This is a genomic window from Geomicrobium sp. JSM 1781026, assembly GCF_041949955.1.
GTDB lineage: Bacteria > Bacillota > Bacilli > Bacillales > Marinococcaceae > Geomicrobium_A.
Genome location: NZ_JBHFQF010000014.1, coordinates 1 through 17,666, shown reverse-complemented (window position 1 = coordinate 17,666; position 17,666 = coordinate 1). Strand labels below are relative to the sequence as shown.

18 protein-coding genes, 2 tRNA genes, 1 rRNA gene and 1 other annotated feature are annotated in these 17,666 nt (G+C 44.8%); all 21 genes read right to left on the bottom strand.

From position 1 onward, the window contains the following. Positions 1 to 89: 89 nt before the first annotated feature. Positions 90 to 626: a transcription termination/antitermination protein NusG gene (gene nusG / locus ACE1TF_RS18605; RefSeq protein WP_042402087.1), complete on the bottom strand. Its 537-nt coding sequence runs from the start codon at positions 624 to 626 to the stop codon at positions 90 to 92. Positions 627 to 683: 57 nt separating this feature from the next. After that, a complete protein-coding gene (secE, locus tag ACE1TF_RS18600; RefSeq protein WP_042402084.1) occupies positions 684 to 863 on the bottom strand; it encodes a preprotein translocase subunit SecE in 180 nt (59 codons plus the stop codon). A gap of 250 nt (positions 864 to 1,113) precedes the next feature. Then, complete coding sequence (gene sigH, locus ACE1TF_RS18595; protein WP_042402081.1) at positions 1,114 to 1,782, bottom strand: RNA polymerase sporulation sigma factor SigH; 669 nt, start codon at positions 1,780 to 1,782, stop codon at positions 1,114 to 1,116. Positions 1,783 to 1,853: 71 nt separating this feature from the next. Next, positions 1,854 to 2,366, bottom strand: a complete 513-nt coding sequence (locus tag ACE1TF_RS18590; RefSeq protein WP_042402079.1) for an NYN domain-containing protein — start codon at positions 2,364 to 2,366, stop codon at positions 1,854 to 1,856. Between the two features lie 4 nt (positions 2,367 to 2,370). Continuing rightward, positions 2,371 to 3,120 (bottom strand): 23S rRNA (guanosine(2251)-2'-O)-methyltransferase RlmB, encoded by a 750-nt coding sequence (rlmB, locus tag ACE1TF_RS18585; RefSeq protein ID WP_042402077.1) that lies wholly within the window; start codon positions 3,118 to 3,120, stop codon positions 2,371 to 2,373. Then, on the bottom strand, positions 3,117 to 3,521 hold the full coding sequence (locus ACE1TF_RS18580; RefSeq protein ID WP_042402074.1) for a Mini-ribonuclease 3: 405 nt from the start codon (positions 3,519 to 3,521) through the stop codon (positions 3,117 to 3,119). Before ACE1TF_RS18580 ends, rlmB begins: the two co-directional genes overlap by 4 nt. A 4-nt stretch (positions 3,522 to 3,525) precedes the next feature. Beyond that, complete coding sequence (gene cysS, locus ACE1TF_RS18575; RefSeq protein ID WP_375019002.1) at positions 3,526 to 4,923, bottom strand: cysteine--tRNA ligase; 1,398 nt, start codon at positions 4,921 to 4,923, stop codon at positions 3,526 to 3,528. Between the two features lie 5 nt (positions 4,924 to 4,928). After that, entirely contained in the window at positions 4,929 to 5,579 is a 651-nt protein-coding gene (gene cysE / locus ACE1TF_RS18570) for a serine O-acetyltransferase (protein WP_042402071.1), read from the bottom strand. A 183-nt stretch (positions 5,580 to 5,762) separates the two neighbouring features. Next, positions 5,763 to 5,981: a binding site (T-box leader), on the bottom strand. Continuing rightward, on the bottom strand, positions 5,981 to 7,444 hold the full coding sequence (gltX, locus tag ACE1TF_RS18565) for a glutamate--tRNA ligase (protein ID WP_375019057.1): 1,464 nt from the start codon (positions 7,442 to 7,444) through the stop codon (positions 5,981 to 5,983). (Overlaps the previous feature by 1 nt.) A 43-nt stretch (positions 7,445 to 7,487) precedes the next feature. Further along, on the bottom strand, positions 7,488 to 7,961 hold the full coding sequence (ispF, locus tag ACE1TF_RS18560; RefSeq protein WP_042402068.1) for a 2-C-methyl-D-erythritol 2,4-cyclodiphosphate synthase: 474 nt from the start codon (positions 7,959 to 7,961) through the stop codon (positions 7,488 to 7,490). After that, on the bottom strand, positions 7,958 to 8,659 hold the full coding sequence (gene ispD / locus ACE1TF_RS18555) for a 2-C-methyl-D-erythritol 4-phosphate cytidylyltransferase (protein ID WP_042402063.1): 702 nt from the start codon (positions 8,657 to 8,659) through the stop codon (positions 7,958 to 7,960). The genes ispF and ispD overlap by 4 nt, the downstream gene beginning before the upstream one ends. Before the next feature lie 107 nt (positions 8,660 to 8,766). Next, positions 8,767 to 9,864: a PIN/TRAM domain-containing protein gene (locus ACE1TF_RS18550; protein ID WP_042402060.1), complete on the bottom strand. Its 1,098-nt coding sequence runs from the start codon at positions 9,862 to 9,864 to the stop codon at positions 8,767 to 8,769. 149 nt (positions 9,865 to 10,013) lie between these two features. Beyond that, positions 10,014 to 11,084, bottom strand: coding sequence for a DNA integrity scanning diadenylate cyclase DisA (gene disA, locus ACE1TF_RS18545; RefSeq protein ID WP_375018999.1), 1,071 nt, complete (start codon positions 11,082 to 11,084; stop codon positions 10,014 to 10,016). Between the two features lie 22 nt (positions 11,085 to 11,106). Then, the gene (gene radA, locus ACE1TF_RS18540; RefSeq protein ID WP_375018997.1) at positions 11,107 to 12,501 is read right to left on the bottom strand and encodes a DNA repair protein RadA; all 1,395 of its coding nucleotides are present in this window, start codon (positions 12,499 to 12,501) and stop codon (positions 11,107 to 11,109) included. A gap of 85 nt (positions 12,502 to 12,586) precedes the next feature. After that, positions 12,587 to 15,052 (bottom strand): ATP-dependent protease ATP-binding subunit ClpC, encoded by a 2,466-nt coding sequence (gene clpC / locus ACE1TF_RS18535; protein ID WP_375018995.1) that lies wholly within the window; start codon positions 15,050 to 15,052, stop codon positions 12,587 to 12,589. A gap of 17 nt (positions 15,053 to 15,069) precedes the next feature. Then, positions 15,070 to 16,137, bottom strand: a complete 1,068-nt coding sequence (gene mcsB, locus ACE1TF_RS18530; protein ID WP_042402057.1) for a protein-arginine kinase McsB — start codon at positions 16,135 to 16,137, stop codon at positions 15,070 to 15,072. Continuing rightward, a complete protein-coding gene (gene mcsA / locus ACE1TF_RS18525; protein ID WP_375018993.1) occupies positions 16,137 to 16,691 on the bottom strand; it encodes a protein-arginine kinase activator protein McsA in 555 nt (184 codons plus the stop codon). Before mcsA ends, mcsB begins: the two co-directional genes overlap by 1 nt. Positions 16,692 to 16,708: 17 nt before the next feature. Further along, positions 16,709 to 17,179 (bottom strand): CtsR family transcriptional regulator, encoded by a 471-nt coding sequence (locus ACE1TF_RS18520; protein WP_042402052.1) that lies wholly within the window; start codon positions 17,177 to 17,179, stop codon positions 16,709 to 16,711. A 118-nt stretch (positions 17,180 to 17,297) separates the two neighbouring features. Continuing rightward, positions 17,298 to 17,373 (bottom strand) — tRNA-Ala (locus ACE1TF_RS18515). A 21-nt stretch (positions 17,374 to 17,394) separates the two neighbouring features. Continuing rightward, positions 17,395 to 17,471, bottom strand: a tRNA-Ile gene (locus tag ACE1TF_RS18510). Positions 17,472 to 17,597: 126 nt separating this feature from the next. Continuing rightward, positions 17,598 to 17,666, bottom strand: a 16S ribosomal RNA gene (locus ACE1TF_RS18505); the annotation flags it as partial.

Here is a 17,666-nt window from a genome sequence, read left to right as displayed (position 1 = left end):
CTCCCACTTGTTGACAACTACCAATTGTGATAGTTGATGCAAACATTAAAATCTTATCATCCAGCGGGATGAAGCGCAAGTGGAAATTGTTATGAGAGTTTCTCAACTTGATGGAATTCTAATTCTACCGGTGTTTCTCGACCAAACATGTTCACATGCACTTTTACTTTCTGTTTCTCAAGACTAATTTCCTCAACCGTCCCTGTGAAATCAGTAAACGGTCCTTCTTTTACTTTCACCGACTCTTTAATTTCTAAGTCAATTTCTGCTTTCGGAGCTTCCACGCCCATCTGCCTTAGAATCGAATCCACTTCATCTGGCAAAAGCGCTGTCGGTTTTGATCCCGCGCCCGAAGAGCCGACAAATCCAGTAACTCCTGGTGTGTTACGAACCACATACCAAGAGTCATCCGTCATGACCATCTCAACGAGAACATATCCAGGAAATGTCTTACGATTTACCGTTTTCGTTTTGCCGTTCTTTGTTTCTGTTTCTTCTTCTACCGGAACGAGGACACGGAAAATTTTATCAAGCATTTCCATTGATTCTACTCGTTTTTCAAGGTTCGCTTTCACTCGGTTTTCATACCCAGAGTACGTATGAACAACATACCAGTTCTTATCCATAGGGTCATCAGTCAATCGCGACTGCTGTCCTCCTCTCATCATTCATAATCATGTCAACTACAAGAACAACCGTACAAGTTCTGAAAAGCCGTAATCCACAACTGCAAAGAAGATCGACATGAAAATAACTGTAATCAATACAATTTTCGTATATTTATAAAGCTCGCTTGGTGTCGGCCACGTTACTTGTTTCATTTGTTTTCCGACTTCTTTTAGAAATTGAACAGGATTCGTCACTTGCAAGACACCCCCATAGGTCGTCGATTTATTTCGTTAAACATAAAAAAACAACCGCATTCACGGTGGTTGTTGTTGTGATCATGTATACATTCATTATAGACCAGACAAGTTATCTACTATACAGAGTGCAGAATATCATAATTGCCCATTCATGTCAATATGAGGGGGCGCGTGACGGACCACCCCCTCTACATCTCGCCTAACAATAAAGCAAATGAAGATTCTGCTATTTCAAATTGCGCGAATATTAACCCGGCACGTTTCTCATTTCGATATACCGTTCTAACTTTCTCTTTACACGTTGCAATGCATTGTCGATTGACTTGACGTGTCGATTTAAATCTGCGGATATCTCTTGGTACGATTGTCCGTCTAAATAAAGGCGAAGTACCTGTTGTTCTAAATCACTAAGCACTTCATTAATTTTCCCTTCAATGTCTGTGAGTTCCTCTTGATTAATTAACATTTCTTCAGGGTTACTAATGAGCGAGCTACAAACTACATCCATAAGAGTACGGTCGGACTCCTCATCATACATAGGCTTGTCCAATGAAACATAGGAGTTTAATGGAATGTGCTTTTGGCGCGTCGCTGTCTTAATAGCCGTAATTATCTGACGAGTGATACACAACTCCGCAAACGCTCTGAACGAAGAAAGCTTGTCCCCGTTAAAATCGCGAATCGCTTTGTACAAACCAATCATACCTTCTTGGACAATATCTTCATGATCTGCCCCGATCAGAAAGTACGATCTCGCTTTCGCGCGGACAAAGTTCTTGTACTTGTGAATGAGTTGTTCCAAAGCAGCGGAGTTCCCATAACGAACAGCTTCTACTAGTCTTTCATCTTCGGTAGCAAAGTTTCTTTCAGTGTTTTCGACAAATGGCTGACTCTTCTCTAAGACGTGTGCGTTCATGACAATCCCTCGCCCTCGACTTCGGTGTATAGTAACTAAGTATATAGTAGTCAAGAACGAGAATCAATAAGTCATTGCCCTTTTCGACGCCATTTGTCAAAGAATTCAGCAACTTCCTCACTAAGCGCAATTTTTCCTTGGTTTGGCTCACGCTCGACATCTTTTACTGTCTGCCTAATGCTTTTTTCGACATCAACAAGCTGGTTTCTTAGCTCCCGAGCGGAGGTTCGAAGAGCACCACTACCAAAAATGACACGTTGTTCGAGGTAATCAGAAGTTGCCACATATACTTGCGTGTTCACATTCTTTAACTTTTTGACGAGCTTCTCAATTCGCTCGTCTGCAGTTTCCTTTTCTTTTGTATAGATGACTTCAACTCGGAATTGCTTCTCTTTAGCACCAATCCCTCTGACAAGGTGGGCATCGAATACGATGACAACAGTACGACCTGTAATCGCCTGGTATTCTGCCATTTGCTCAATAAGCATATCTCTTGCGTCTACGAGGGAATGTTTTTTTCGTTCCACGAGTTCTGGCCAGTCGCCAATGATGTTATATCCGTCCACAACAACATACTCTTTCATCGAGTTACCTTCCTAACGGGTAGCGTTTTCGCTGCACTTCAAACATAAACAGACTACCCGCTACTGCAGCGTTTAAGGATGTCACATGACCGTGCAACGGAATTTGATAAAGAAAATCACACGATTCTTTCACGAGACGGCTCATCCCCTTACCTTCGCTACCAATGACAAGACCAATGGCCATGCTCGCATCTAGCTCCCGGTAATCTCCTTGTCCAGAGGCGTCACTACCCACAATCCAAAGCCCGCGGTCTTTGAGCTCTTTCATTGTTCGCGCCATATTTGTAACCTTAACGACCGGAACGTGGGAAATGGCACCGGCAGAAGCTTTTGCTACGATCGAGGTTAGACCGCTCGCCCCCCGCTTCGGGATGATAACGCCATGGGCGCCAGCTGCATCTGCGGTTCGTAAAATTGAACCTAGGTTTTGTGGGTCTTCAATGCCGTCACAAAGAATGAAGAACGGGGCTTGTCCACGATTACTAGCAGCAGAAAATAACGTCTCGATATCTGCATACGCATGTGCGGCGATCGAGGCGATAATTCCTTGATGGTTTTGATGACCAATGAGTGCATCAAGCTTCTTTTTAGGCACGGTTTGAATGACGATATTTTGCTCTTTTGCTCGTGTGATCGTCTCTTGGATGGATGCTTTTTTCACTCCATCTGCTACCCAAATCTTCTGTATCGATTGCGAGGAACGCAGTCCCTCTATTACAGCATTTCTCCCCGCGAGCCACTCTTCATCATTCATGTGTCTTCCCCCTCGTCAATCTTTGCGACTGCTTCTCGTAATAACTGATTTTTACGTTCTTGGTCACCACTCATATGGACGTAACCAATCACCGCTTCAAACCCTGTACTATACCGGTAGGTTCCTGGGTCGGTGTTCTTTGGAACACTGCCTGATTTCGCATTACGACCTCGTTTAGCAATGGCTGTCTCTTCTTCCGTTAAAACGCCCTCATCAAGCCAATACGTGAGCACACTGGCTTGTGCCTTTGCACTCACGTAAGAGGTAGCCGCTCGATGTAAATCGTTAGGGCGACCGTACCCAGCGTAGACAAGATAAGACCGTACATACAGCTCATAAACTGCATCGCCAATGTATGCCAAAGCTAGACCGTTTAACTGTTTATAGTCTGTTCCGCGCATAGGGTTAGCCCCTTTTCCATCGTGTACCTTGTGCTGTGTCTTCGAGGATGATTCCTTTTTCCGTTAGCTGATCGCGAATCTCATCTGCTTTTTGAAATTGCCGATTTTCACGCGCTTCTTTTCTCTGCTGAATAAGTGTATCCACTTCTTCATCAAGCAGTTCTTCTTCAGGAATGAACGCCACACCTAACACACGGCCCCACTCCTCAAACAATTGCAGCATCGCATCGAGTACGTTAGTGGACGTGTTAGCTTCATCAAGGTAACGATTACCTTCCTTGACGAACTCAAACATCGTTGTGATCGCATTGGCTGTATGAAAATCATCGTCCATTTCATCAATGAAACGTTTCTTGTACTTCTCCATACGATTTAACCAGACTTCAGATTCGCCAAGGTTGGCACTTTCTTTTCTTCGATGCTGTACATTTTGGATAAAGGTTTGGATGCGCCCAAGCCCTGATGCGGCTGATTCCAACAACTCTTGGTTGAAATTTAACGGATGTCGATAATGCGCTTGTAGGATGAAAAAGCGAACGACTTTAGGGTCATGTTGCTCGATGAGTTCATTGACGAGTACAAAGTTTCCAAGTGACTTTGACATCTTTTCGTTGTCAATTTGGATATATCCGTTATGCAACCAGTAGTTTGCCATCTGCTTGCCCGTTAGCGCTTCCGACTGAGCCACTTCATTCTCATGGTGTGGAAATGTGAGATCCTGGCCTCCTGCATGAATGTCAATCGTGTCACCAAGGTATTTCTTCACCATTGCTGAGCATTCAATGTGCCAACCTGGACGTCCCTCACTCCAAGGGCTCTCCCATTTAATCTCTTTGTCTTTCGCTTTCTTCCAAAGCGCGAAATCAAGGGGGTCTTTCTTCTGTTCTCCTACTTCAATTCTAGCGCCTGAGCGCAATTCATCGACGGCTTGCCCAGATAACTTCCCATAATCCGGGAATGCTTTCGTATGAAAATATACATCTCCACCGGCTTCATACGCATAGTCCTTCTCAATGAGCGCTTCAATAAACTCAATAATTTCATCCATCGTGTTTGTCACACGCGGATGGGCATCTGCTTCTCGCACACCGAGCGCTTCTGTGTCTTCATGGTATTTTTCAATAAAGCGTTCAGCTAGTTGGAACACATCTTCTCCGGCATCTTGTGCTGCCCGAATGATTTTGTCGTCCACATCCGTGAAGTTCGACACATACTCGACGTCATACCCTTTATATTCGAGATACCGACGGACCATATCAAAAACAACCGCCGGCCTCGCATTTCCAATATGAATATAGTTATATACGGTTGGTCCGCACACATACATCTTTACACGGTTTTCTTCAAGCGGTGTAAAAACTTCTTTTCTGCGCGTTAATGTATTGTACATATGAATCGCCATATCACTCACTCCTCATCCAGTCTTTGCTTGCATTCTTTAAGCTCGCGCCTTAGACGCTCCACTTCTTTTTCAAGTAGCCGGAACCGATCATTTTCAGGGTCGGGCAATAAGTGATGGTGTAGGTTCTCACTCACACGGATGCCATCTTGAATGACAACACGTCCTGGAATCCCTACGACCGTACTGTTTCGTGGCACCTCATGCAAAACGACAGCACCTGCACCAATATTAGAGTTTCTTCCAATCGTCATTGAACCGAGCACTTTAGCTCCCGATGCAAAAAGCACGTGATCCTCTACTGTCGGGTGGCGCTTTCCTTTTTCCTTCCCTGTACCCCCAAGGGTCACTCCTTGATAAATCGTAACGTCGTTGCCGATTTCGCACGTCTCTCCGATGACAACGCCCATGCCATGATCAATAAACAGCCGTTGCCCAATTTGCGCCCCTGGATGAATTTCAATGCCGGTAATAAAACGGCTAAGCTGGGAAAGCACCCGCGCTAATAGATAGAACTTCTTCTTCCAAAGCCAGTGGGCGATGCGGTGTGCCCATATCGCATGAACACCGGAATACGAGAGGATAACTTCAAAACGACTCCGGGCAGCTGGGTCTCGTTGAAAGACAACATCGATATCACTTTTGAATGTCCGCCACATAGTTTCCCTCCCAATGGTATGCACCTTACATTGTATTGTGTATCCTAAATCAATCATTCCGTTCATTTGCATAGTATTGTCTTTAGTATCCCCTAATTGCAGATGACTAAGCTATACTGTAGCAAAATTCTCTTTACCTGACGAAAGAAACGGCTTAAAAAAAGCGCCTCTGTGCATGTTCTGCACAGAGGCGCTTTTGCGCGGTTCCACTCTGTATACGCCAGGTTGATCGGGCGTGACTCTTTGTAGATAACGGCTACTCACCGCCCGCGCCTACTTGAAACTTGTTCAACGCGAGACTCAAAGGGGCATTCACAAAGCGTGTCCATCGGTCGTTCCCACTATCCGACCGTCTCTGTAAAAGACGACTGCATTGCTACTTATCCTTATCGATGTTCAGTTTATGAAGATTGTTGTGCCGCTTTGTTTACACGTGCGAGCACGGCATCTTTACCAATTAGCTCAATCGCTTTTGGCAACTCCGGTCCATGCGTTTGTCCCGTGACAGCTACACGAATCGGCATAAAGAGTTGTTTTCCTTTAGCACCTGTTTCTTTTTGCACCGCTTTGATTGCTTTTTTGATCTCATCGGCTTCAAATACATCTAATTGATCAATTTGTCGTGCAAGAGATTCCATCACTTGCGGAACATGCTCAGCACCAATTACTTCCGCAGCTTCTCCCTCATAGTCTACGTGTTCCTTGAAAAAGAGTTCCGTTAACTCAACGATTTCAGCCGCGTAGTGCATTTGCTCTTGATAAATCCCAACGAGAGACGTTACCCACGCATGCTCATCTGCTGACAGGTTTTCAGAAATCCGACCCGCTTTTTGTAGAAATGGAATGGATAGCTCGGTTACGCGCTCCACATCCGCTGATTTCATATACTGATTTCCTACCCAAGCCAACTTACTTTCATCAAACACTGCTGGAGCCTTCGATACCCGCTCCAAGCTAAACTGCTCAATCAAGTTATCCATCGTAAAGATTTCTTCCTCGCCAACGGGTGACCAACCGAGTAAAGCAAGGAAATTCACGAGTGCTTCAGGAAGGTATCCGTAATCTTGATATTGCTCAACAAATTGCATGATTGACTCGTCACGTTTACTCATCTTTTGTCGGTCTGGGTTGAGGATGAGCGGTGCGTGAGCAAATGTGGGTGATGTGAACCCTAATGCTTGATAGATCATGACCTGACGTGGCGTGTTGGATAGGTGTTCTTCTCCGCGAATAACGTGGGAAATCTTCATAAGATAATCATCCACGCTCACTGCGAAGTTGTACGTCGGAACACCATCGGTTCTCGCAATAATAAAGTCACCGATACCATCTGTATCAAAAGAAACTTCACCCCGGATTGCATCATCAATATGAATTGTTTCACTACCAGGTACTTTAAAACGAACAACAGGTTCGATACCTTTCGCTTCATAAGCGGCCCGCTCATCTGCAGTAAGGTTCCGATCCCGCCCGCTATACTTAGGCATCTCCCCACGGGCGAGCTGCTCCTCACGTTCTTTTTCAAGCTCTTCGCTCGTCATGTAACAATAATACGCGAGGTCTTGGTCAAGAAGTTGTTGAACGTACTTCTCATACGTATCCATCCGCTCCATACTGCGGTACGGACCAAACCCACCATCTTCGTCTGGACCTTCATCCCAAACAACGCCGAGCCACTTCATGCTATTTAGCAATTTGTCGGTTGCGGCTTCCACATTTCGTGCTTGGTCCGTATCTTCAATTCGTATAATAAATTTCCCGTTATGGTGCTTTGCAAAAAGATAGTTAAACAATGCTTGCCTCGCACCACCAATATGCAAGTGCCCTGTCGGACTTGGTGCAAAACGCACGCGCACATCCGTCATATCGATCACCGTCCCTTTTCCTTGGTCATTAGTATATCATGATTTACTCGGCTTGTAGAAGAACGGTCGCCATCGCTGCAATTCCTTCTTGTCTGCCCGTAAATCCTAATTTTTCTGAAGTGGTCGCTTTTACATTCACTTGGTTCAACTCTGCATCTAACAGTCCAGCAATTCGTTCTCTCATCGGCAGAATATACGGAGCCATTTTTGGCTTTTCTGCGATAATCGTACAATCTAAATTCCCTAAAACTAGTCCTTCATTTTTGACCATTTCGTACACATGCTCGAGTAGCACAGACGAATCAGCACCTTTAAATGCCGGGTCAGTATCTGGAAAGTGCTTGCCAATATCTCCTTGTGCAATCGCACCTAAAAGCGCGTCGCTGATGGCGTGCAACAACACATCGGCATCAGAATGACCTTTCAGACCTAGCGGATACTCTAGCTTTAATCCACCAATGATGAGATCTGTGTCCTCTGCAAACGCGTGTACATCAAAGCCTTGTCCAATTCTCACTGGCCTGCCTCCTTTGCTCTTAACTCAAGTAAAATTGTCGCTAGTTTAATGTCATATGGGGTTGTAAGCTTCATGTTCTCCCGACTTCCTTCTACAATACGGACATGCTTACCTAGACGCTCCACGAGGCTCGCATCATCGGTTCCATAAACATTTGCTTCTTTTGCATGTGCATGTGCATTCTTAATCAATGCAAAAGGAAACGCCTGCGGGGTTTGCACTGCCCATAACCCATCCCGCGGGATCGTCTCTTGAATGAGCTCTTCGTTTACTTTTTTTACCGTATCAGTCACTTGTACAGCCAATACCGCTCCGTGTTCAGCATCTACACGATCAACGAGTCGGTGTAGGTCGCGTTCTTGAACGAAAGGACGTGCACCATCATGAATGAGTACGACGCGGTCGCTAGGTTGATCGATCACCTTCAATCCCTCGTACACACTATCTTGGCGCTCCGCCCCACCAACAATGACATCGGTGAGCTTTTTCAGTTTATATGTTTGGAACAACTGTTTCATTTCCTGCACTTCATTCTCATTAACGACGACGATCATTTCATCGCACGATGAATCATTTTCAAATACGCGTAACGTATGTATAATCACCGGGTCATCTTCAAGCATAATAAATTGCTTATTCTTACCCGCTTGCATTCGTTTGCCTTGCCCAGCAGCAAGAACGACGACTGAATAGTTCATAACCCGTGTGCCCCTATCCGAATCATTTCATGTGCCATTCTTTATCATACAACCGAAATACCGCGAAAAGCAACTCGTACATCCGTGCTCTTCGCGGCATTTCCATACTATAAAGCTTTCTCTTTATGCATTTGCTTCGGCTTGGCAAAAATCATTCGGCCTGCACTTGTTTGCAATACACTCGTCACGACAACATCAATTTGCTGTCCGATATATTTATGCCCTTCCTCAATCACAATCATCGTCCCATCATCAAGGTAACCGATGCCTTGGTTCGCCTCTTTCCCATCCTTAATCACTTGCACGTGCATCTCTTCTCCTGGAAGCACGACGGGCTTTACGGCATTGGCTAGGTCATTAATGTTAAGAACCGGTACACCTTGAAGATCGCACACTTTATTCAAATTGAAGTCATTGGTCACAACAATTCCAGATGTCTTTTGCGCCAGCTTCACGAGCTTGCTATCAACACCTTGTACATCATCAAAATCGATATCTTCAATCTTCACTTGTACGGGTAATTCCTTTTGAATCTGATTCAAAATATCAAGCCCTCTACGACCTCGGTTTCTCTTCAACGCATCCGATGAATCAGCAATGTGTTGAAGTTCGTCCAATACGAACTTAGGAATGACAACGGTCCCTTCCAAAAATCGCGTCCGACATACGTCTGCAATTCTTCCATCAATGATGACACTCGTATCAAAGATCTTTGTCGGTACACCTTTATCGCTACTAGACTCTTGTTTGGAGTCCTTGTTCGAGCCTTTACCAAAGTTGCTGACGAGCGAAATCAGCTCATCTCGCTTTTGTGATCCGATACGATAACCAAAGTAACCAAACAGCACCGTGAGAAAGATCGGCAATATTTGACTAAAGACCGAAAAGGATATTTCACCCAAAGGAATTCCAATTAGATACGCGACCATGAGTCCAAGCAACAGACCGATCGTTCCAAAAAGCACGTTTGTAATCGGTGCTTTCACAATCGCTTCCTCTGCAATGCTCAATGCGCGTGTAATCGGATCTGCTAACCAGAGGGAAAGCACGAAAAACAATCCCCCGCCAAGTAATCCTCCAATATAATCGCTTGCCATCCATCCAGGGATCTCAACCGATAATAATGATATAAGTTCAGGATAAAAGATAAAGCCGAGCGCCCCACCAAGAATGACAAAGAACACTTGGACGATACGTTTTAACATTTTCAGTCACCTCCTGTAATCATTATGGACAGAAATAGAAAGGGTTAATCTTTTAATCTGTGATTTTTCAATGATCTTTCAATTAATTCACTTCCAGATCACTGGATATTACTATTCAGTGTAAACGGATTACCTGCTTTGTTGGTCGTTTAAATATGACGATCAATAAACAATTGCTCTTGCACACGGTTTAGCCCTTCTTTTACAAGCCTTGCCCTTGCCTCTCCAATACCATCCACGCTTTCTAAGTCTTCGAGACTCGCTTCATGAACCTCCTGTAGCGTATGAAAATAAGAAATGATATTCTCAATAATCGACGGTGGCAACCTCGGTATACGGTGCATAAGACGATACCCTCTAGAGTGAAGAACATGCTGCTGTTCAATGTCAGCACTAAGCTTCAGGAATTCGCGAATGTATTCATCATTCAACGCGTGCTGATCAGAAGCGATCTGCAAGTCATGGAAGGCTTTCGCCGCTGACACTCCCTCATGTTCAACGTAATCTTTTAAGAGTAACAATGCCTCTCGCTCAACGTTCGCTAAAAGCTCATTTAATTGCATCGTAATCAAACGGCCTTCATTGCCTAGCTCGTGGACATACGTAATTAATTCTCGTTTTACCCGTAGTACCATCTCCACACGATGAATGACTTGAGAAACATCTTGAAAAGTAACGAGCCTCTCAAACTCTAGCGCCCCTAAATTGGTCATACTTTGATCCAATACAGCCTTGTACTTTTCTAATGTTTGTATCGCTTGGTTTGCCTTCGTGAGGATCACACTCATATCTTTAAGAGTATACTGGTGCTCACCTTGATAGAGTGTAATGACATTTCTCCTTTCAGATATTGCGATAACGAGGGCTTTCGTTTGCTTAGCTACCCGCTCTGCTGTACGATGACGCATCCCGGTTTCGTTTGAGCTAATTTTACTATTAGGAATGAGTTGTACATTCGCAAACATAATTTGTTGAATATCTTTACTTAAAATAATTGCGCCATCCATCTTCGCGAGTTCATACAGTTGGGACGGGGAGTAATCAGCTTGAATTTGAAATCCACCATCGACGACTTCTTTCACTTCGTCACTAAATCCAATGACAACCAAGCCCCCTGACCCAGCACGTAATACATTATCAATGCCATCACGCAATGGTGTACCTGGCGCTAAAAACGGAAATACATTCTCAATAAAGTGTTTGCGGCTCGCTTCCCTCATGAGGTTCTCTCTCCCTTTTCAATTACCACTTTTTCGCACGTTCTCCTAACATCACATCCAATGCTTCTTCTAACGTCTGAACACCGATACACTCAATGTCTGCAGGCACTTTCCAACCGCCCAAATTCTTTGACGGTACGATGCAACGTTTAAATCCTAGCTTCGCACTTTCTTTAACGCGCTCTTGGATTCTAGATACCCTTCTTATCTCTCCAGTCAAACCCACTTCACCTATGGCCACATCTGTTGGTTGTGTCACTTCATTCCGAAAACTTGATGCAATACTAACGGCAATTCCTAAGTCGACTGCAGGTTCGTCCAATTTCACACCACCCGCAACATTAATGTACGCATCTTGATTTTGTAACAACATTCCTACACGCTTTTCAAGCACAGCCATGAGCATAGAAACACGGTTATGGTCAACGCCGGTTGATGTTCGTCTTGGGTTGGCATAACTCGTCGGAGCGACGAGCGCCTGCAATTCAACGAGTACGGGGCGCGTCCCTTCAAGAGAGGCTACAACGGTCGCACCAGCTACCCCTTCTGTCCTTTCCTCCAAAAATATTTCTGAAGGGTTTAACACTTGCCGCAGCCCTTCTTCATTCATTTCAAAGATCCCAATTTCATTCGTCGAGCCAAAACGGTTTTTTACCGCTCGTAATATCCTGTACGTATGATGGCGCTCTCCTTCAAAATACAAAACAGCGTCTACCATGTGCTCCAGCATTTTCGGTCCGGCAATCGATCCTTGTTTTGTCACGTGACCAACGACAAAGACAGCGATCCCTTTTGATTTTGCCATGTTCATAAAAATGCCTGTAGACTCTCGGACTTGCGCGACACTACCCGGAGCGGATGTTATATCTGACGTTTGCATCGTCTGAATCGAGTCAATAATGACCACTTCAGGTTGAATGCTCTCCACTGCGCGATCAATTCTTGTCGTATCCGTTTCTGTATACACGTATAAATCTTTCGCCTGAGCATGCAAACGTTCCGCACGCATCTTCGTCTGTTTCACAGATTCCTCCCCGGATATGTACAACACTTTCTTGTTATCCGCAGCTAATATCGCTGATAACTGCAAAAGCAACGTCGATTTCCCAATACCCGGGTCACCACCAACCAACACGAGGGATCCAGGAACAATTCCTCCGCCGAGCACTCGGTTAAGTTCAGATAACTTCGTCGTCAATCGCGGTTCATCTTCTCTTGTTACTTCAGTAATCTTTTGTGGTTCATTTGTTGTTCCTGAGGCGATTGATCGAGTGCTCACTGAACCTCTTGTCGTTTTTGGTGTTTCCAGTTCCTCAACGAGTGTATTCCAGTTCTGACAACCTGGGCAGCGGCCCATCCATTTCATTGATTCGTAGCCACACTCTTGGCATACGAATTTCGTTTTTGTCTTCGCCATATTCTCCCCCTATGTAAAACGTCGTTTTTTCTATGATTGTGTTACAAAAAAAGCCGGGAGCACCCGGCTTTTTCGTGAGTCATGATTACTTAGCTTCTTGAGCTTCCTTAAGGTCAACGACAAACTCCCCATCACGATACGTAATGACTGCCGTCTCCCCTTTTTTAATTCTTCCACGTAACAGTTCTTCAGATAATCGATCTTCTACTTGCTTCTGTAGGGCACGACGTAAAGGTCGTGCACCGTACTCAGGGTCAAACCCTTCATCCGCAATCTTTTCTTTTGCTTCATCGGTGAGTACAAACGTAATCTCTTGTTCAGCCAAACGGTTTTGCAGTTCTGTAGCCATTAGCCCAACAATTTCTTTAATGTGTTTCTTCTCTAAGCTGTGGAAGACGATCGTTTCGTCAATACGGTTAAGAAATTCTGGTCTGAACGTCTTTTTCAGTTCTCCAATGACCTTATCTTTCATATCACCGTATTTAGCGTCTTCGGTTTGTGTCGTGAACCCGACGTATTTGTTTTCCTTGAGCGCACTTGCACCGACGTTTGACGTCATGATAATCGCTGTATTTCTAAAATCAACCTTCCGTCCTTTTGAGTCAGTGAGATGACCATCTTCTAACACTTGCAGTAGAATATTGAACACATCTGGGTGCGCCTTTTCGATCTCATCTAAAAGAATAACGGAATACGGCTTTTGGCGGACCTTTTCAGTCAGTTGTCCACCCTCGTCGTAACCGACGTAGCCTGGAGGTGAACCAACGAGTCGACTCGTCGAGTACTTCTCCATATACTCCGACATGTCAACGCGAAGAACTGCGTCTTCGTCACCAAACAGCGTCTCGGCAACTGCACGTGCTAGTTCTGTTTTCCCGACACCCGTAGGACCTAGGAAAATAAACGAGCCGATTGGACGCTTCGGATCTTTCAAACCTGCCCTTGCACGGCGAACGGCTTTAGAGACGGCAATGACCGCTTCATCTTGACCGACGACACGGTCATGAAGAATGTCTTCCATTTTAAGCAAACGCTCTGTTTCTTCCTCAGCAAGTTTTGTTACTGGGATTCCAGTCCAACTCGCCACTACTTCAGCAATATCGTTCATGGACACTTCTGTGTTTTCTTGCCCTTGCTTTTCTTTCCACTCATCTTTGAGCTGATCCAATTCCTCACGAAGGCGCTGCTCACTATCCCGAAGAGACGCTGCCTTTTCAAATTCTTGACTTTGGACCGCTGCGTCTTTCTCTTTACGTGTTTCTTCTAGCTTTTGTTCCATATCTTTCAAGCTAGGTGGAGCCGTATATGAACGCAAACGGACTTTTGATGCCGCTTCATCAATTAAATCAATCGCTTTATCTGGCAAGAACCGATCGGAAATATAACGATCAGACATCTTAACAGCCTCAGAGATGGCCTCATCTGTAATCGTTACCCTGTGGTGCGCCTCGTATCGATCTCTTAATCCGAGTAAGATTTGCTCTGACTCTTCAAGTGTTGGCTCGTCAACAGTAATTGGCTGAAAACGTCGCTCTAATGCTGCATCTTTTTCGATGTACCGACGATACTCATCGAGAGTAGTCGCCCCAATGCACTGAAGCTCCCCTCTTGCAAGCGATGGCTTTAGAATGTTTGAGGCATCAATTGCTCCTTCTGCACCCCCTGCGCCAATTAACGTGTGAAGTTCATCAATAAACAAGATCACATTACCTGCTTGACGAATTTCTTCCATAACTTTTTTCAAACGATCTTCGAATTCACCCCGGTATTTCGTCCCCGCGACGACGGTTCCCATGTCTAATGTCATCACACGCTTACCGCGCAACGTCTCTGGAACTTCATTAGCGACAATCGCTTGTGCAAGACCTTCTGCTACAGCTGTTTTACCAACGCCAGGCTCCCCAATAAGCACTGGGTTGTTTTTCGTACGTCTGGACAATACTTGAATCACACGTTGAATCTCATTTCCTCGGCCAATAACAGGATCAAGGTTTTCTTCCTTGGCAACACTCGTCAAATCACGTGCAAGGCTATCAAGGGTAGGTGTGTTTACGTTGCCACCTGCAGCACCTCCGCTTTGTCCTGCACCAGCACTACTGGAAGATTCATTGCTACCTAGCAGTTGTAATACTTGTTGGCGAGCTTTATTTAAACTAACACCTAGGTTGTTTAATACACGTGCAGCTACTCCCTCACCTTCTCGAATCAGACCGAGAAGAATGTGTTCCGTACCTACATAGGAATGACCGAGTTTCCTCGCTTCATCCATCGACAGTTCAATAACCTTTTTAGCACGGGGTGTGTAGTGTGGTGTTTCTTGCGTGCTCGTGCCGTTGCCTTCAGCGCCAATCAAGTTCTCAACCTCTGTCTGCACTTTTTCTGAACCGAGATTTAACGCTTGAAGCGCCTTTGCTGCAATGCCATCACCTTCACGTAGCAAACCGAGAAGAATATGCTCCGTTCCGATATTCGTATGACCGAGTCGAACCGCTTCTTCCTGTGCTAAAGCTAATACTTTCTGTGCTCTCTCTGTAAAACGGCCAAACATCATGGTCGACCACCTCCACTTTATATGTTTTCAAGCTTCAATCGTTCTCGAATTAATGATGCCCTTCGCTCGTCACGTTGCTCTGTTGATAATGCTTTTTGAGCGTATTGCTGTAAAAACGCCGGTTGAATAAGAATCATCAAATCATTTAATACACTGCTGTCAACACCTTGAATCAGATTAAGATCAATCCCTAAACGTAAATTCGATAAATGTTGACCCGCCTCTTTTGATTCTATGATACGACTGTTCGCAAGGATACCATAAGAGCGATAAACTTGATCTGCTAGCTGTAATTTTTTCGACTCATACAACTTCTCACGGGCCAGTCTTTCCCGTTCAATAAGCTGAAGGACAACGCTTCGTAAGTCGTCAATAATATCTGTTTCAGTTTTTCCGAGTGTCATCTGATTTGAAATTTGGAACAGGTTACCTCTTGCTTCACTGCCTTCACCGTATATGCCGCGAACGACAAGCCCGATCTGATTTACTGCCGGGATAATGCGCGAGAGTTGAGATGTCGTCACAAGCCCAGGTAAATGCATCATAACCGATGCCCTCAAGCCAGTACCCACATTCGTTGGGCAGCTCGTTAAATATCCCCTTTTCTCATCAAACGCGTAATCAACATTCGCTTCAATCCAATCATCAATCGCATTTCCCATTTCATAGGCTTGAGTCAATTGAAGACCCGGTGATAAACATTGAATACGCAAGTGGTCTTCTTCATTCACCATAATGCTTATAGATTCATCCTCACTTAAAACAACTGCAGCTTCGGAAGATCCTTCGGCTAGCTGTGGGCTTGTTAAATGTTTCTCTACAAGTACTTGCTTTTCAATGTCGGAAGAGTCCTTCATGGAGAACCAAGACAAGTGACCGACACCATCAAGCTCCTTGTTTGCCAATCGTGCGTGCAAATGTTTATACAGCGCTTGTGCGGCATCGTTTGATGATTTAAAAGGAAAAGGATAATCTTCCAAATTTCGAGCTAAGCGAATTCTACTGCTCAACACAATATCATCTTCGGGACCTGACTGCTTCATCCAAGGACTAATCGCCTTTGAAATAAATTGCTCTAGCGACATTATTCATCGTCCCCCTTGTCTACAGCAGATCTCAATTGCCGAATTTCATCGCGAATCATTGCTGCTTGCTCAAACTCTTCCTTTTGAATATAGCCTTGCATACTCTCTTGTAGCTTTGTTATCTTTCGCTCTTGCTCTAGTCGACCTCCTACACGTTTCGGTATTTTTCCTCTATGAACATGATTGCCACCATGTACGCGTTTTAGTATCGGTTCGAGCTTTTCTTCGAATGCTTTATAACAGTAAGAACAACCAAAGCGGCTATTTTGCACAAATGCTTTGTATTTCAACGAGCATTTCGGGCAGGCAAGATCTGGTTTTTGCTTTTTTACCTGCGACAGACTCCCGAGTGAAGAGTTCGCTTTAATCTCACTAGGGTCTAGGTTCAGCATGCCTGACAATAGATCGTGTATAGAGTAACTATTCGTTCCCGGCAACGCTTCTCCTTTTTCTTTAGCACAAAACTCACATAAGTGCTTTTCTGTCTTTTGCCCGTTTACAACCTTCGTAAATTTTAACGTTGCGCGCCGCTCTTCGCATTGCTGACAGAGCATCTGCATCCCTCCCGGCGTCAGACTTTATATTTTAAGCGATCTAGCATCGCTTTTAGTACGTTCGCCCTTAGTGTGTCACGATGAACAGCAGAAGTTAATGCGAGCACTTCTCGCTGTACGACCGCCTCCATTAAAACCGCTTCACGCTTTGTCACGACTTTCTCCTCATACAGCCGATAAATGACACTGTTAGCTGCAGACTGGTCAATGCGAGCGCCAATCAAATGGAGTAACTGATCGATGAGCTCCAAGTCATCAGAGTGATCTACCTTTTTGATGCGGATATATCCGCCTCCACCTCTTTTACTTTCCACAATATAGCCTTTTTCAACCGTAAATCGTGTGCGAATCACATAATTTATTTGCGACGGAACACATTCAAAGTGCTTCGCTAACTCACTTCTTTTAATTTCAATTAAATTTCGTTCTTCTTCAGTTAAGATCGCTTTCAAGTATTGCTCAATCACATCAGATATATTATTGCTCATATCCACACCCCCTGACCTTGACTATCTTTGACTTTAATATAATATATTTGCCGCTTTGTTGCAAGTGAACCAACACAAAAAAAGACAAGCAGATCTGCTTGTCTTGAATCATTATGTATGGTGGAGCCTAGCGGGATCGAACCGCTGACCTCCTGCGTGCAAAGCAGGCGCTCTCCCAGCTGAGCTAAGGCCCCATATGTTGTTGTTTAGATAGATGGTGGGCCTGAGTGGACTCGAACCACCGACCTCACGCTTATCAGGCGTGCGCTCTAACCAGCTGAGCTACAGGCCCATCTATATTCAACGATTCATAATATTGTCCGCTGAAAACTGAATGAAAAATAAGCGATTTCCTGCCCTCTCTCGTAAGAGAGGGCGTATCTTATCTCTTCCGCTCAGGAAGAGTAAGTCTCCATAGAAAGGAGGTGATCCATCCCCACCTTCCGGTAGGGATACCTTGTTACGACTTCACCCCAATCACCGGCCC

Coding starts and splice junctions, on each gene's coding strand:
- nusG (WP_042402087.1), bottom strand. CDS start 626: ATGGATAAGAACTGGTATGTTGTTCATACGTACTCTGGGTATGAAAAC.
- sigH (WP_042402081.1), bottom strand. CDS start 1,782: ATGAACGCACACGTCTTAGAGAAGAGTCAGCCATTTGTCGAAAACACT.
- ACE1TF_RS18590 (WP_042402079.1), bottom strand. CDS start 2,366: ATGAAAGAGTATGTTGTTGTGGACGGATATAACATCATTGGCGACTGG.
- rlmB (WP_042402077.1), bottom strand. CDS start 3,120: ATGAATGATGAAGAGTGGCTCGCGGGGAGAAATGCTGTAATAGAGGGA.
- ACE1TF_RS18580 (WP_042402074.1), bottom strand. CDS start 3,521: ATGCGCGGAACAGACTATAAACAGTTAAACGGTCTAGCTTTGGCATAC.
- cysS (WP_375019002.1), bottom strand. CDS start 4,923: ATGGCGATTCATATGTACAATACATTAACGCGCAGAAAAGAAGTTTTT.
- cysE (WP_042402071.1), bottom strand. CDS start 5,579: ATGTGGCGGACATTCAAAAGTGATATCGATGTTGTCTTTCAACGAGAC.
- gltX (WP_375019057.1), bottom strand. CDS start 7,444: ATGACGGATGTGCGCGTGCGTTTTGCACCAAGTCCGACAGGGCACTTG.
- ispD (WP_042402063.1), bottom strand. CDS start 8,659: ATGAACTATTCAGTCGTCGTTCTTGCTGCTGGGCAAGGCAAACGAATG.
- ACE1TF_RS18550 (WP_042402060.1), bottom strand. CDS start 9,864: ATGTTAAAACGTATCGTCCAAGTGTTCTTTGTCATTCTTGGTGGGGCG.
- disA (WP_375018999.1), bottom strand. CDS start 11,084: ATGAGGGAAGCGAGCCGCAAACACTTTATTGAGAATGTATTTCCGTTT.
- radA (WP_375018997.1), bottom strand. CDS start 12,501: ATGGCGAAGACAAAAACGAAATTCGTATGCCAAGAGTGTGGCTACGAA.
- clpC (WP_375018995.1), bottom strand. CDS start 15,052: ATGATGTTTGGCCGTTTTACAGAGAGAGCACAGAAAGTATTAGCTTTA.
- mcsB (WP_042402057.1), bottom strand. CDS start 16,137: ATGTCGCTAGAGCAATTTATTTCAAAGGCGATTAGTCCTTGGATGAAG.
- mcsA (WP_375018993.1), bottom strand. CDS start 16,691: ATGCTCTGTCAGCAATGCGAAGAGCGGCGCGCAACGTTAAAATTTACG.
- ACE1TF_RS18520 (WP_042402052.1), bottom strand. CDS start 17,179: ATGAGCAATAATATATCTGATGTGATTGAGCAATACTTGAAAGCGATC.